This is a genomic window from Hymenobacter glaciei, from assembly GCF_039539585.1.
GTDB lineage: Bacteria > Bacteroidota > Bacteroidia > Cytophagales > Hymenobacteraceae > Hymenobacter > Hymenobacter glaciei.
Map to the genome: position 1 here is coordinate 306,568 of NZ_BAABDK010000029.1, position 14,750 is coordinate 321,317.

Sequence of the window (14,750 nt, forward strand, 5' to 3'; positions counted from 1 at the left end):
TAATCAATGTATTGAATAACTAATAAACCCTAATCAGAATCGTTGAACCGCCAAAACTTCGCTCTGTACGTAAAGCGGCCAACTAATGCCGCGCGGCCCGTTGGTTTTATTTAAAGCGCTATTTAAACACCACCCGGAGCCCTTTTTTCATTTCTTAAATAAGCGCTGCCGTAGTTTCTGCGGTGGAGCCTTGGCCCTTTGCTATTGCAGTGAAATTATACTCCTCCTTCCGGCAGGCAACCCTGCTGATTTGTTGTGTGTTCGGCTCGTTCCTTTGCAGCAATTGCCGCCCAACCCCAGCGGAGCTGGTCGTAAATGTGCTGCCCCTGCAGTCAGCCAGCGGAGTGGTACCGGTACGCGTGCTGCGCACCGGAGCGGACTACGAGCTGCAGCGTGGCGGCAAGCCGTACTTCATCAAAGGGGCTGCCGGTGTGCAGCGCCTCAATCTGATTAAGGAAAAAGGGGGCAACTCCGTTCGCATCTACACTGCCACGTATGCCGACGTGCTGATGGACCGCGCGCAGCAGAGCGGCCTTACCGTCATGTTTGGCCTCTGGATGAAGCCGCCCTACGAGAAGTTCGACTACTACGACCCTAAAGCCGTGGCCGAGCAGCAGGAGGAAGTCTATCGCCAAGTGCAGCGCTTCAAGAACCACCCGGCCCTGCTGATGTGGAACCTGGGCAACGAGCTCGATAACCACAACGGCGACTTCAAGGTGTACCAGATTGTAAACGAGACGGCCAAGATGATTCACAAGCTCGACCCCAACCACCCGGTTACGACGACCATCACCGACGGCACCTACTCCATCCCCTCCATCGCGCACCTGTGCACGGATATCGACGTGCTAACCATCAACGTGTTCACCAAGCTGGCCGAGCAGCCCCAGCGCATTGCCGATGCCGGTTGGAAGGGGCCTTATATCATCGGCGAGTTTGGCGGACGGGGCTGGTGGGAAACCCCGCTCACCAGCTGGGATGCGCCCCTGGACCAGAGCGGCACGGCCAAGGCCGCCTTTTTGCAACGGGGCTATACCACTACCATCGCTGGCCGCCGCTCGCACTGCCTGGGCTCCTACGTGCTGTACTGGGGCAACCGCTTCGAGCAGACCGACATGTGGCTGAGCATGTTTGCGCCCACCGGCGAAAAAACCCCCATGGTCGACATGATTGAGCAACTGTGGACCAACCGCAAGCCCGCCAACGAGGCCCCGCAGGTGGGGCCCATCAGCCTGGCAGGCAAGCAGGATGTGAACGACGTGGCCCTGGCCCCGGGAACAGATTACCCCGCTTCCATTACGGCCTCCGACCCCAACGGCGACTCGCTGCGGGTGGAATGGAAAGTAACCCGCGACGTGGACGAGTTTCACACCCTGCCGCAAAACCGCACCGCCCCCGAAGCCATTCCAGAAGCCATTCGCGCGAGCCAGGGAGTGAATGCCGTGGTGCACACGCCCACCGTCCGCGGCGCCTATCGGCTGCTGGTGAACGTGTACGATGGCAAAGGCAGCGTTTCAAACAACAGCTTTCCGTTCTTCGTGGGCCGGCCCGACCACCCCGACCTGGGCATCCACATGCCTACGTACCGCCGATTCTAGGGCGGTTCTCCGGTTGGTGTACGGCTTCGGCAGCCGTTTTGCCCCACCCCCGGCCCCTCCCCACCGGGGAGGGGCCGGGGGTGGGGTCTGCGTACACGAACGTGAGAACTGCTCTATCCGGGCTGTTGCCGGCAGCTACGCCGTGGGTACGGCCCGCTGCGCTTTGTCCCAGGCGGCGGGTTGCGCCTTGCGCCAGTGCCGCAAGGCTCCCTGAAATACGGCCACGTTCATCATCGTGAAATAAAGCGGCACCAGCAGCTTGCCCGCTGGCTGGCCCCGGCTGGCCAGCTGCCAGCCCAGGGCCGCTGCCCCGTAAAAAAGGACTTGCAGCACCAGCAGCAGGGTATAAATGCCACCGTAGGTATAAGCCAGCACGGCATTGAGTGGCAACAATAGCAGCAGCAGGGCCGGGGTCAGGCTCCAGCGCAGTACCCGGTGCGAGATGTACAGAAACGACACCACCGGCTGGCGCAGCGGGTTGAGCAAGGGCAGCAGCCGGCCCATGGCCTGCCAGCCTCCGGCGCAAATGCGCACCTTGCGCTTCATCTCTTCCGCGAGTGAAAAGGAAGGCGGCTCCATGGCGTAGGCCGCGGGCTCGTACACCACGCGGTACCCGGCGTCGACGATGCGCATGGACTGCACGAAGTCGTCGAGCACCGTGTCGGCCTCCAGGGGCGCGAACAGGCTGGTGCGGAATGAAACCAACTCACCGGCCACCCCCATCAGGCTGTAGATGTCGGAGTCGCAGCGCTTCAGCATCGACTCATACTTCCAGTACAAGCCCTCGCCGGCGCCCGAGGTGCTGCCGTCGTGCAGCACCCGCTTTTCGCCCGACACAGCGCCTACTTTCGGGTCCTGATAGTGGCGCACCATCAGGCGAACGGCTTCGGGATTTAGCAACGTGTTGCAGTCGGTGAAAATGACGTAGGGCGTCTTCACGTAGCCAATGGCGCGGTTTTCGGCCATCGACTTGCCGGCCCGAGCCGGCTCGTGCAAGTGCTGCACGCCGGGGTAGGCCGCCAGCACCTCCCCCGAATGGTCATTGGAACCGTCGGTGATGAAAAGGAGCTTGAGCTTGCCGGCCGGGTAGTTTAGGGACTGGCAGTTGCGCACCTTTTCGTCCAGGATGTCGGCCTCGTTATAGGCCGGTACTACCAGGGTTACTTCAGGCTCAAAAGCTGTGGCCAACGGCCGGGCTTTGCCTCGAACCGCCTTGGCCCACAGCCACACAATAAGTCCATACCCAACGTAGGTGTAAAAAACGATGGCCAGAAACAGCCAGAATAGAAAGAGTAACGTGTCGAGCATGGGTGGGGCCAAGCAGCAGGCCGGGCAGGTATAAATTTTGGATAGGCTCCCCAGCCAAGCCGGCTGAAGGAATAGAGGGAACAGAAGCCGGCTTTAAGAGAGGCTGAGAAACTCAGGTAGCTGAGGGTGCTACATATTTTTCCCACTGCCCGGTATTCGCGTTGTATTGCTTGAGGCAGCGGGCCGGGTTGCCGCCCACGATGGAATAGGCCGCTACATCTTTGGTAACGACGCTGCCGCCCGCCAACACGGCGTGCTTACCGATGCGGACGCCGGCTGTGATAACGCAGTTGGCGCCTATCCACACCTCGTCTTCCACCACGATTTCGGCCGTGCTACAGGGCTGGTCCTTGATAGGCCGCTGCACATCGAGGTAGCCGTGGTTGAGGCCCGAGAACACCACATTTTGGGCTATGATAACGTCGTTGCCGATGCGCAGCGGCCCAATCAGCACGTTGCTGATTCCCACCAGTGTGCGCTCCCCGATGTACACCCCACCCATGCCGTTGTTGATGGTCGCAAAGTCTTCGATAACAGAATCAGCCCCGAGCACGAAAGGCTGGAAGGGCACCACGTCGAGCCGCGTGCGCCAGCGGACCAGTGCCCTGCGGCCCCGCTGGTGCACGAAGGGGTTCACCAGCCAACGCACCCACAGCCGCGGCCGCGCCTCGCGGGGCACCAGCACCAGCCACAGCGCCAGCTGCTTCAGCCGGGGGTTGCTCTTGATTTTTTCGGCAATGGACATGGCAGGGGAAAAGCTGGCAGCAGGCAGCACAAGGCCTGCTCTACCAGGAAAAACAATACGCTAATGAACAACTGCAGGCTAATGCCGGGCACTCACCTCCTCGTACACACGAAGCACCTGACGGGCCGTTTCGCGCCACGAAAACCGCTGCACGCGCTCCAGGCCCAGCTGCGCGAGGCGGGCGCGTTCAGCGGGGCTGTTCTGCAGCTGCAGAATGGCTGCGGCAATGGTTTCGGGTTTAAAGGGGGCTACCAACAAGGCGGCGTCGCCGGCCACTTCCGGCATGGAGGACGTGTTGCTGGTGATAACCGGCGTGCCGCAGCCCATGGCTTCGAGAATGGGAATGCCGAAGCTTTCGCGCAACGAAGGGTACAAGAAGATTTCGGCCAGGTTGTACAGCAGCGGCAACTCCTTATTTGGCACGTAACCGCAGAGCTGAATATCGGCCCTAAGGTCGGGCGCCTGCAACTCATTGAGCACGGCCAGCAACGCACTTTCTGGGTAGTCGAGCATCACCAGCTTACACTGCAGCTGGCCCTGCTTTTTGAGTATTGCCAGCGCCTGCAGCACGCCCCGCAGGTTTTTCTTGGGGTCGGTGTTGGCCAGGAAGAAGATAAACCGGTCGGGAAGCTTGTAGCGGGCTTTCGCCGCCGCCAGGGCCGCCGGGTCGGATATACGCTGGAACTGCTCCCCGGCGCTGTTGTACACCACTTCTACCCGCCCCTTGGTACCCGGCAGGCGCTGCTCGATGCGGGCCTGCTCGAAGGCCGACACGGTGAGCACCCGCTCGCAGTGAGGCACCACGCGGGGCACGTTCCAGCGGCGGTAGAGGTTGCCGGCCCGCTGGTACCAGCTGCCACGGCGCAAATCCAGCGGCTCTAGATAGATGATGTCGTGCAGGGTGAGTACCAGGGGCATGCCCGGGCGTAGCGGGGCGGTGTTGCTGGTGCAATGCAGCAAGTCCACCTGGGCCTTGCGAGCGGCCCGCGGCAGCAGCACCTGCTCCCAAAGCGGGTAAGGGCCGCCGGGTACTTCCACAATGTGAAAGTTAGCGGTTGCCTGCAGCACGCCGTGGTCGGAGTCGGGCTTCACGAAGATGAAGTACTCGTTGTCGTGGTCGAGCTGTTGCAGGTTGCGAATCAGCTCCAACGCCACGATGTCCATGCCGTGCTTGTGCGGCCGAAACAGCCGCTGGGCTTCAATGCCAATGCGCAGCCGCCGCGTGGGTGGGGCCGCGGCAGGGCTTGCTTTGAAAGGTGTAACAGGTTCAGGCATACAACACGGGTATTATAATTCAAGCTGTTTGGGAGCCCACAACAGGCACGCTGCTCGCGGTCGGTAGGGAATCCAGTGCTTGATAGAGGGTTTGCACACTGGCGGCCCAGGTGTGGCTGCGCGCAAAGGCAATACGGGCGTCGGCGGTGCTGGGGCCCGCATGCATCAGGGCCTCATCCAGCAATTCAAGCCATTGCGCTTGGCCTTTGGCCAGGTATACGTGGTCAGCAAACAGGTCCATGGTACGAGTGTGCGTTGCCACCACCGGCTTGCCCATGGCCAGGTATTCGTCAATCTTCAGGGGGTAATTCCCCACGGTGGCGTCGTTTACCACTTGTGGATTGATGCATATGTTGGAGTGACGGAGGTAGGCAGCCAGCTCTTCGGGCCGCTTACCCCCCAGAAAATGCACGTTGGGCAGCTGGTGTAGCTCGCTGCCCTTGAACTCCTCGTCTTCAGGCCCAATTAATACCAGATTCCACTGCGGGCGCTGCCGGGCAATGGTCAGTAGCAGCTCGATGTCGAGGCGGAGGGCCGTTAGAAAGCCGGTGTACACGATGCGGGGCTGCTTTACCGGGGCTAGGCCGGCGGGGCACGAGTAGTCGGCATCAGCATCATACATCGTCAGCACGCAGCCCTGGCCGATGTCGTGGGCACGCGTCGTGTGCTGCCGGGCGTAGTCGGCCAGGTAAGCTGAGTTGGTTGCCACCAGGTCGGCCTGCTGCATCAGCTGGGTTTCCGCCCGCGGGCCGTGCCGCTGGAAGTAGGGCACGCCTAGGGTGTAGTCGCGCAGGTAGTAAACCGAGCGGCTCAGCTGGAGCAAGCGTGGCAGGTCCAACCCCTGGAAGATGATGCCGTCCTGCAGCAGCATGGCGTCTTTAAAACGTAGCGCATCTGTAGCCTGCCGGATGCTTCGGGCCAGCAGCCGGCTGTTCCAGCCGTTCAGCGTATCGAAAGCGCGGCCCGGCTGCAGCCTGTTTATGGAAATGCTCAGCATGCGGGGCGTGAGCACCCACAGATTCGGTTCTGCCTGCACCAGGCTTTCCTTCTGCCCCAGGAGCACCCGCAGCCGGGTTTGAACGGCGGGCTCTTTTCTGCCCCGGAGCACGGTGTTCACATCCAGCGGCAGGTTCACGTACAGCACCCGGTTGTCCTTGGCCAGCTCCTTTGCCAGGTTCTTGGCATTGCTCGCAATGCCGAGGTCCCAGCCTTGCTGGCAGAGCATGATGATGTTACCGTCTTTCATAGCGGGCAGGAGCTACTTCCGGGCCGAGGCCCGCAGGCCCCGGCGCACCCCGATAATCAGGCTGATAAGGGCAGGTATAAAGATGATTTCCCAGGGCATAAGGCAAGTATTCGTTCAGGAGTGAATTAGTTGGTAGTTGTCAGGCTATTTTATCAGAATAAGCTAACAACGGATAACTAGCAACTGACAACTCAGGAGGGACGATGACCGGGAGCCGGCGCGGCGGGGGCGTGCGGAGTGGGCATAAACGAGCTTTTGGCTTTCTTGAGCTGCAGCAACGCCAGTACCATAGCACCCAAAGCAAGCGGCAGGTGCAGTACGGCGCGGCCCACCTGCCGGGTGTAGAGGCGGGCGGGCAAGGCCAGCAGCAGCGCCGCGCCCGTGCCCAGCAGCAGCGCCAGCCAAAATCCCGGACCCGGCTCCACGGGCAAGAGCAACGACAGCCCCAGCAGCAGCGTCAGCGTACCCAGCAGCAGCACCCGGGGCAGCAGCAACGACTGCAGAATTTTGTCGAAAAACTCGAAGTTGCCCCGACCCAGCTGGCGCAGGCCCTCCCCGAAGTACTTCACCAGGAACTCCAGTTGCGTGGCCAGCCAGCGGGTGCGCTGGTTGGCAAATACGCTGGCGTTCGGGATTTTCTCATCGTAGACCAGCGCGTCGGCCAGGTAAGCTATTTTAACGCCATCACGCAGCACCCGGAAGTCCACTTCCTTGTCTTCGCCGGGCGTGTCGCCGATGTCCTGCAGCAGCTGGTGCAGGTAGTCGTACTCGAAGGCCATGCCCGAGCCGATGAGGGCCGACGACATGCCCAGCCGGGCGTGGCCCAATCGGAAAATGTGGTTGTTGATTTCCTCGTTGCAAGCGTCGAGCACGGCAAAGGGCGAGTCCAGGTTCTTGGCCGTGCGGTGGCTCTGCACCACGCGGTAGCCCACGGCAAAGGCGTCGTTGACCTGCGCCAGAAAGCCCGGCGCCATTTCGTTGTCCACGTCCAGAATCACAGCCACGTCGTAGGCGCCGCGGGGCAGCTCGGTCAGCGCTGCGAGCAGGGCTTTGCCCTTGGTGCTTTTGGCAAAGCCCACCTCAATCACGCCGGCGCCATCCTGCCGCAGCGCCTGCACCGTAGCCGGCGCCAACCCGTCGGCCACCACGTGCACGTCGGCCGAGCCGGCGTACTGGTGGGCCACGGCCACCGGCGCGGTTTCCCGAATCACGGCGTCGGCCCGGTAGGCGGGCATCAGCACGCACATGCGGCGCGGCTGCCCCGTAGCAGCTGGCAGCGGCTGGGGCGCGCGTCGATGGCCGGCCACGGCAAACACCAGCAGGTACAGCACATTGAACAGCAAAAAGCCGTCGAGCAGGGAAAAAATAAGGGTTGCCAACGAAAGCAGCATAGTCGCGAGAAGTGAAGCCCGGTAGCTTAAATGGAAGCGGTAGGGGCGGGGCTGATAGCAGCTATGGGGGCCGCGGGAGTGGCAGGCAGAAACTCGTTCTGATGAACGTTGTGGCCCTGCAAATGCCAGCCCAGGCCCCGCCACAACGCCCCCAGGTGGCCCCACTCGCCCCGCAGGGCGTGGCGCAGGCTGTGTTTGGGCACGGCCACCAGCAGGAAAAACAAACTGCCGCTCCACAGGCGCCAGCCCCGGGAGTTGCGCCGAATAAAAAGCAGGCGGTTGCGGTTCATGTAGTAGGTGCGCAAGACCGAGCCCTGGCCCACCGATACCGACTCCTTGTGGTAAACGGTTGCGCCAGCTTCGTAATAAGCCTGGTAGCCCTGACGCTTAATCATCTCGCACCAATCCAGCTCTTCGTAGTAGAGGAAGTACAGCGCCGGCATCAGGCCGGCCTGGCGGATAACGGCCGTGGGTACCATCATGGCCGCGCCGTGGATGAGGGCAGTGGGGCGGGAGTTGTCGTGCTGGCCGTGGTCGGGCTCGAGGTAGCCGGCCGTCTCGCTCCGACCAGTCCAGGGGTTGATGCCATCGTCGCAGCCCGCGTACTGAATCAGGTTGTTGGTGCCGTAGAAAATCAGCTTCGGTGATACCACACCCACGCGCTCATTGCGCTCCAGCACCGCCACCAGGGGCTCGAGCAGGTGCGGCACTACCTCGGTGTCGTTGTTCAGAAACAAGCAATACTCGCCGCGCGCGGCCAAGATGCCGAGGTTGTTGCCGCCGGCAAAGCCCAGGTTTTCCTTCGAGCGAATGAGCTGCACCTCCGGGAACTGTTCGGCAATGGGAGCGGGGTCTTCGGTCGGCGAGGCATTGTCCACCACTATCACCTCGTAGTTGGAGTAGGTGAGCTGGCGCAGCGAAGCCAGCATGGCGCAGGTAACCCGGGCCTGGTTGTAGTTGATGGAAATAATGGAAACCAGCGGCTTAGACATGGTCGATGGAGGCTAACGCGGGCGTGTCGAGCGATGGCCCCGTAAACACCAGAACCCAGGAGGTATAGAGGATGATACTCGAAGGCATCTGGTTCATAATCTCGTTGCCGTAGCTGCACATCAGGATGCCCGCGAAGCCGGCCGTGAGGGCCAGCAGTTTTTGGCGCAACGCCGGGTCGCGAATGCGCCACACAATGCCCGCGCACTTGCCCAGGATATAGAGCATGATGCCGAACCAAATCAGGAAGCCCACGATGCCATATTGCCCCCACACCTTCACGAAGTAGCTGTCGGGCGCGATGGTTGATAAGAACTTGTCGGAGTTGTAGAGCTCGCCCCAGTGGCCCATCACGCCCAGACCGCCGCCCAGGGGCCGGGTGGCGAGGTATTCGCGCAGGGTGGCCTGGTTTTGCAGGCGCACCTGCAGCGAGGGGTCGCTGGGGTCTAGGGCCGAGCGCATGCGGTACACGCTGCCGTTGCTGTCGCCAATGTGCGTGTACTTCAGCACACCAAAGGCTCCGGCGGCAAGCGCTAGCCCGAGCACCAGTACCAGCACACGCTTGCTCAGGGCCAGATACACGAAGGTGCCAGTTGCCAGCACGAAGAATGCGCCGCGGGTACCCGAAATCAGCATACCGTAGAGTAACAGTAAGGCAATGGCGACCAGCAGAATGCGCTTGCGCCAGGAAAACGGCCCCAGCGACAGAATGCCGCAAACCAACGCAATGTGAGCCTGAGACGACCCAAACTGCGCCGCTTCGCTGTAAAAGGAAAACACCCGCAGTTGCCCCCAGATGAGGTGGGTACGGGCCGCGCCCGAGTCGAGCCAGTACTGCTCCATGTCGTCCACGCCCAGCACCTTCTGCTTGAAGCCGTACAACGTGCCAAGCACGGAAAAGCCAATAATCAGGTACAGAAACAGGTTCAGGTCCCGCTTTCGGCTGAACACCAGATAGCAGAGTGGCACGGCAAGCAGCCACAGCAACGCGTTGCCGCGGATGTCGTAAAACCAGCCCAGCACGCTGGCCCCGGCCGGGTTGGCCACTTCCAGCAGGTTGAGCACAAACCAGAGCACTGTCAGCCGGCACAAGTCGTTGCGCAGACGGGTCCAGTCGGGCCGCTCCGTTTGATGAAATACCACTGCCAGCCAGGTAAGCAGCAGAATGGCTTCCATGGCCAGCCCTACCGGCAAGTCCACAAAATGGCGGGCCAGGTAGTTAAGTGCAAAACCGTACGCCAGGGCCGCGATATAGCCCGCCCGCGGGTAGTAGAACACCAGCACCACGAAAAAAAGCAGCGGTGGGCCCAGCACCAGCACCGTAGGCACCGTGGTTCCCTGCGTGCCGGCCAGCCACCCCAGCGCCACTGCTGCCGCCACCGCGCCCGGCAGCAGCCAGCGCGAGTTCAGGAGCGAGTAGGAAAAAGGCGGCGCGGGTTTCATATAGGCAAGCACTGGCACGTCGGGTCACCAGCAGGCAGGTAACTTAGCTAATGGCTTCTTGGGCATGGGCTTCGGTCACGCCGGTAAGCACCATTTCGATGGGGGCCGGCGTAGCAGCCCGCAACTGGTCCACGGCCTGCCGGTCGGCGGGGCGCCAGGCCCGCGTGGCAGACACGGTCAGAAACACCTGACCCAGTTGCCGCAGCAGGCCCACTGGCAGAGCCCCTTCACGCAGAGCCGGAAACTCGACTAAGACCACCTTTGGTAAAGGCTGCCCGGCCGGTTGCCGGGGCGTGGCGTGCACCAGCAGCTGCTCCAGCGGCCAGGCCTGCACCGCCGCCGTTTCGGCCGGGTAATACAACGTGGGTACTTCGCCGGTGGCAAGGCCATCGGTACCGGCCGGATATAGCGCCATCACCGACATGCCCATGGTGTGGCAACAGGTGGCCAGGGCTTGGCACAGCGTGGTTTTGCCTTCCTGCCCCTGCACGCTGCCTATGCCCACCAGAAACGGCCCGGGGGCCGTGGTGGTGTTCGATTTGAGCAGGAGGTAGCGGGCCAGTTGCTCCAGGCTACGCTGCTGCAGTTCCTGCTGTCGGGCCGTGGGGGCGGCGTGGTTTGCCAGCAGGAGCCCTGCTACCGGTAAGCCGGTTTGCCGGCTGGCCTTCTCCGGCGTTTGCAGGGTGCGGTCCAGCAAGCCCAGCCCCGCCACCGTGCCCGCCGTCAGCACCAGCCCACCAATGGTGCTCAGCAGCAGCAGCAGCAGCAGCGGGTTGCTTTTGGGCTGCGCGGGCAGGTTGGGTTGGTCTACTATTTTGAGGTTGGCGGTAAGCTGGGTGTTCTGTTGCGTGGCTTTGCTCGCGTTCAGGTTGGCCAGCACGGCGAGGTAGTTTTTCTCGGCGAGGTCAATTTCGCGGGCAATGCGCTTGAGCGAGGCCCCTAAGGGTGCCATGCGCTGGTACTCCCGCTCAAACTCATCACGGCGCCGGTCCATCACCGCCAGCTTGGCCTTGTTCGACTCCACCAGCACCATGTTCTGCACCCATTCGCCCAGCAGGTCCTTGTTGGGGATGCCGCCCGGGGTGTTGCTCTGGGCATAGTAGGTATTGACGTTGTTCTGAATGGCCTGTGCTGCGGCATCAGCCTCGGCCTGCAGCTGCCGCGCCTTGGCGGTGCCTTCGGCGTTCTGCTGCCCAAAGAGCTGCTGGTCGGCCAGACTGGCATTCACCTGGCTCAGCTTGCGGCGCTGCTCCACCACTTCGCGGCTGCTGAGAATGGCGGACTGCTGGCTGCCAAGCTTGCCGTTCACTGCGCGCAACGCGGCCATGGCTCCGGCATACTGCTGGTTGGTTTCCGTCAGCTGGGTGGCCAGGGCTTCTTTTTCCGTGGCCACGTTCTGCGACTGTGCGTCGTAGTTGATGATGTTGTTGGCGCGGTTGAAGGCCAGATTTTCAGATTCGGCCTTGTCCAGCCGCTCCTTGGCCCGCTTCAGCTCCGTCTCGTAATAGGCAATCACCGACGTCGTCTGGCTTTCGCGCAGGTTTTTCGACTGCGACAGAAATACCTGCGTCACCAGCGAAAGCGTGTTCTGGCACAACTCCGGGTCGTGGCTCTCAAACTCCACCTTTATCAGGTCGCTGAAGCCCAGGTGGGTGGCCGTAAGCTTTTTGAGGGCATTTAGGGAGTATGTGGCATTTTTGGCGTCGAGCAGCTTGCGCACAGCGTTGGAATTGTCCGCCTCGGCCATTGTGCGTACCGCTTCCTGGGTTGCTTCGAGGGTGGAGGCCGTTAGCTGCTGGCGCTGGGTGGCGGGCAGGCCCTCACGCAGGTCCTCGTATCGGCTCAGGGGCAGGTATTCGGGGTGCTGGCGGGTGTCCCACAGGTCCTGGGCCAGCAGGCGGCACAGCACCTCCTGCTTGGTCGAGCGGGCCGTAATCAGGTTGGTGAGGTTATCGAACGCGTTGTTGGTGGCGTTGTAGTCGGCCGAGGCATTGCCCGCGAGTGAATAGCCCGAGGCAATGCCCGTGTAAATGGTCGTGTCCGAGCTGTACGCGGTGGGCAGCTCGCGGGCGAAAAACCACGTCGAGGCACCAAGCACCAGTGGCACCAGCAGCAACAGGGCCCATTTGCGGGCCAGCAGCCGGAATAATTCAGGTACACTCACGGGGCAGGGGGCGTCATTAAGGTCGGTATTTTGGCGCCTACCACTTCTTCGAGCAGCAGAAAGGCCGTGTCGTACTGCGTGCGGGCGGTTTCCTGCGCCACCGACACAGAGGTAAGCTGACTACCGGTAGCCGAGAACTCCTGCAGGCTCAGCTGGCCCTGCCGGAACTGCTTCTCGGCCAACTGGTGGCCGGTGAGCGTGTTCACGTAGGCTTCCTGCTGCAGCGTGAGCACCTTGCGGGCCAGCAGCACGTTTTGGTACAGCGGAATGAGCTGCTGGCGCAGCAGGTTTTCCCGCTCCCGCCGCACGGCTTCGCTGCGCTGAATGCTTAGCTCTTCCTTTTTGATGAGGTGGCCGCGGCTAACCACCTGGCCCACCGGCAGCGAGAAATTAACCCCCACCGAGTAGCGGCCCGCGCTGAAGGTGCCAAACTGGTTGGGGTCCTGCGGGTTGTTCACGCCAATGCTGGTTTGGTTGCCGTAGGTGTAGCCGGCTCCCACGCCCACGCTGTTGAGAATGGCTTTGCGGGCCAGCAGCAGGTTTTGCTCGCCGAGCGACTTGTCAATTTCCAGCGCCTGCAAGTCGGCCGAATGCTTGACGGCCGCCGCCGTAAGCAGGGGCAAGGCGGTGGCAGGTGAATTAAAAAAAACGCTTTGCCAAGCGTCGGCAGAAGCGGGCTGGGCCTGGCCCAGGGCCAGGGAAGAATGCAGCGCCAGCATCAAGCCAAAAAGGACCGTTCTACTCATACATTCTCTTTCTGAAACAAGGCGGGAAAGGTCTTGAGGATGATTTCGAGGTCTTTCTTCATCGAGAAGTCGCGGGCGTACTCAATGTCGAGGGCCTTGCGCTCCTCTTCCGACATGTCGCCCCCCTTGCCGCGCCGGCTCACCTGCCACAGCCCCGTAATGCCCGCCGGCGCAATAAAGCGCTTGGAATAGCCATCGGTGAGCAGCTGTTCGGCTTCGTAGAGCGGCAGCGGGCGGTTGCCCACCAGCGACATGTCGCCCCGCAGCACGTTGAACAACTGCGGCAGTTCGTCGATGCTGGTGTTGCGCAGGAAGCGGCCCAGCTTGGTCACGCGGGGGTCGTTGGCAATTTTGATGAAAGCAGGTGCCTGACTGGCTTTTTTCTGGGTGCGGTACTGCTGCTCGCATATCAGCTGCCCTTTTTCGTTCACAAGCTGCTGCTGGCACTGCGTGCCGTTGGCGGTGCAGGTGGCGCACAACTGGCTGGGGGCCGCAGCTATACTTCCCGGCGCGCCACTGCCGGCCTGGTACTGGTTCAGGCTTTTCATCGAGTCCAGCAGCTTGTCGGCATCCGAGCGCATCGAGCGCAGCTTCCAGAACTTGAAAATGCGGTAGCCCGCGCCCACCCGGTACGAGTAATAGAACACCGGTCCGCGCGATTCAAGCTTGATGAGCGCCGCCAGCACCAGCATTAGCGGCGAGAGCACCACCAACGCCCCCGCGGCGCACACCACGTCCAGCAGGCGCTTGCTCACGGGCATGCGCAGGGCATAAGGGCTGTTCACATCCACGGGCAACGGCTTGGGCTGCGCCAGAAAGTGCAGCCGCGTGAGCAGGCGTTCCTGTTCGCCGCTGGCCGCAAATACCTCGCTGCCCGGGCGCTCCAGCAGCACCTTGCGCAGGGCCTGGGGCACCGATTTTTTTGTGAGCCAGAAAATGGGTTGTGCCAACTGCTGCTCATCCTTCAGCATGCGCACCAAGCGCAGCCCCATGCCCGAAGCTGGGTCAGCGGCATTCAGGATGGCGGTGAAAGTAGCAGATGGCTGCGCACAGATAGCCAGGGCCTGCTCTGCGGTGGTGGCCACCGTTACCTCCAGCTCTTCGGCAAATTCGCGCTGGATGCGTTGGCTGTCTGCTTCCTCCGGTGCCAGCAGCAGCACCGGAATGCGGGCGTGGGGTAGGGATTCCAGGCTCATACCCGAATGCGGTTGAGGATGTTCTGGATGCGTAGGCTCAGCTCTTCGGGGTTGAAGGGCTTCACCATGTAGTCGTCGGCCCCCAGGCGCAGGCACTTAATCTTATCGCTGGTGCTGTCCTTGCCCGACAGGATAATCATGCCCACGTCGCGGTACCGGCTGCTGGCCCGAATCTGACGAATGAAATCGGGCCCGTCCATCAAAGGCATGTCGTAGTCGGCCACAATGGCGTCGGGGCTGTTGCCCTGCTCCAGCCATTGCATGGCTTCCAGGCCATTGCCTTTCACCTCAACATGGTAGTCGGCCCCAAAATAGTGTTCCAGAATCAGGCAAATAGAAGGCTCATCGTCAACTATAAGTAATGATTTTTTCATATATAAGGTATATGCTCTTTGTGCTGCGCAGCGTTCCGATGGGAAGGCGAAGGCACATTAAGAGTTTAGAAAATGGAAAAGTTAAAATACCTGGAAGCGAAACAATAGCGGTAGAATTATCAGCTCAAAACGTTGACTTGCAAGATGATGTACGCGTGCGCACAAAATCATGTAATTCGATATTCCCTTTAGGTTTGGTGAAGGTGTCTTATATCGTGGCCAGCAGAAAAAAGTTTCTACTTGCCGCAACTCATTTTGACTAGCACGGTAGTTT

General features: G+C 61.4%; 12 protein-coding genes. 1 reads left to right on the top strand and 11 read right to left on the bottom strand.

Annotation, left to right across the window (positions count from 1 at the left end):
• The first annotated feature begins 209 nt into the window (after positions 1-209).
• Entirely contained in the window at positions 210-1,598 is a 1,389-nt protein-coding gene (locus ABD837_RS19090) for a glycoside hydrolase family 2 TIM barrel-domain containing protein (RefSeq protein ID WP_345057683.1), read from the top strand.
• A gap of 135 nt (positions 1,599-1,733) precedes the next feature.
• Here the strand turns inward: ABD837_RS19090 and ABD837_RS19095 are convergent, their stop codons facing one another.
• From ABD837_RS19095 to ABD837_RS19145, 11 genes are all read right to left on the bottom strand, one after another.
• Positions 1,734-2,906: a glycosyltransferase family 2 protein gene (locus tag ABD837_RS19095; protein WP_345057686.1), complete on the bottom strand. Its 1,173-nt coding sequence runs from the start codon at positions 2,904-2,906 to the stop codon at positions 1,734-1,736.
• A 112-nt stretch (positions 2,907-3,018) separates the two neighbouring features.
• Positions 3,019-3,651, bottom strand: coding sequence for an acyltransferase (locus tag ABD837_RS19100; protein ID WP_345057689.1), 633 nt, complete (start codon positions 3,649-3,651; stop codon positions 3,019-3,021).
• A 78-nt stretch (positions 3,652-3,729) separates the two neighbouring features.
• Entirely contained in the window at positions 3,730-4,926 is a 1,197-nt protein-coding gene (locus ABD837_RS19105; protein ID WP_345057692.1) for a glycosyltransferase family 4 protein, read from the bottom strand.
• 19 nt (positions 4,927-4,945) lie between these two features.
• Positions 4,946-6,172: a glycosyltransferase gene (locus ABD837_RS19110; RefSeq protein ID WP_345057694.1), complete on the bottom strand. Its 1,227-nt coding sequence runs from the start codon at positions 6,170-6,172 to the stop codon at positions 4,946-4,948.
• A gap of 191 nt (positions 6,173-6,363) precedes the next feature.
• A complete protein-coding gene (locus ABD837_RS19115; RefSeq protein WP_345057697.1) occupies positions 6,364-7,563 on the bottom strand; it encodes a glycosyltransferase family 2 protein in 1,200 nt (399 codons plus the stop codon).
• 26 nt (positions 7,564-7,589) lie between these two features.
• Positions 7,590-8,555 (bottom strand): glycosyltransferase family 2 protein, encoded by a 966-nt coding sequence (locus ABD837_RS19120; protein WP_345057699.1) that lies wholly within the window; start codon positions 8,553-8,555, stop codon positions 7,590-7,592.
• Positions 8,548-9,996: an O-antigen ligase family protein gene (locus ABD837_RS19125; protein WP_345057702.1), complete on the bottom strand. Its 1,449-nt coding sequence runs from the start codon at positions 9,994-9,996 to the stop codon at positions 8,548-8,550. Before ABD837_RS19125 ends, ABD837_RS19120 begins: the two co-directional genes overlap by 8 nt.
• A 43-nt stretch (positions 9,997-10,039) precedes the next feature.
• Complete coding sequence (locus tag ABD837_RS19130; protein WP_345057705.1) at positions 10,040-12,160, bottom strand: GumC family protein; 2,121 nt, start codon at positions 12,158-12,160, stop codon at positions 10,040-10,042.
• Complete coding sequence (locus tag ABD837_RS19135) at positions 12,157-12,906, bottom strand: TolC family protein (protein ID WP_345057708.1); 750 nt, start codon at positions 12,904-12,906, stop codon at positions 12,157-12,159. Before ABD837_RS19135 ends, ABD837_RS19130 begins: the two co-directional genes overlap by 4 nt.
• The gene (locus ABD837_RS19140) at positions 12,903-14,102 is read right to left on the bottom strand and encodes a sugar transferase (RefSeq protein WP_345057710.1); all 1,200 of its coding nucleotides are present in this window, start codon (positions 14,100-14,102) and stop codon (positions 12,903-12,905) included. The genes ABD837_RS19135 and ABD837_RS19140 overlap by 4 nt, the downstream gene beginning before the upstream one ends.
• Complete coding sequence (locus tag ABD837_RS19145) at positions 14,099-14,476, bottom strand: response regulator transcription factor (protein WP_345057712.1); 378 nt, start codon at positions 14,474-14,476, stop codon at positions 14,099-14,101. Before ABD837_RS19145 ends, ABD837_RS19140 begins: the two co-directional genes overlap by 4 nt.
• Between the last annotated feature and the right edge of the window lie 274 nt (positions 14,477-14,750).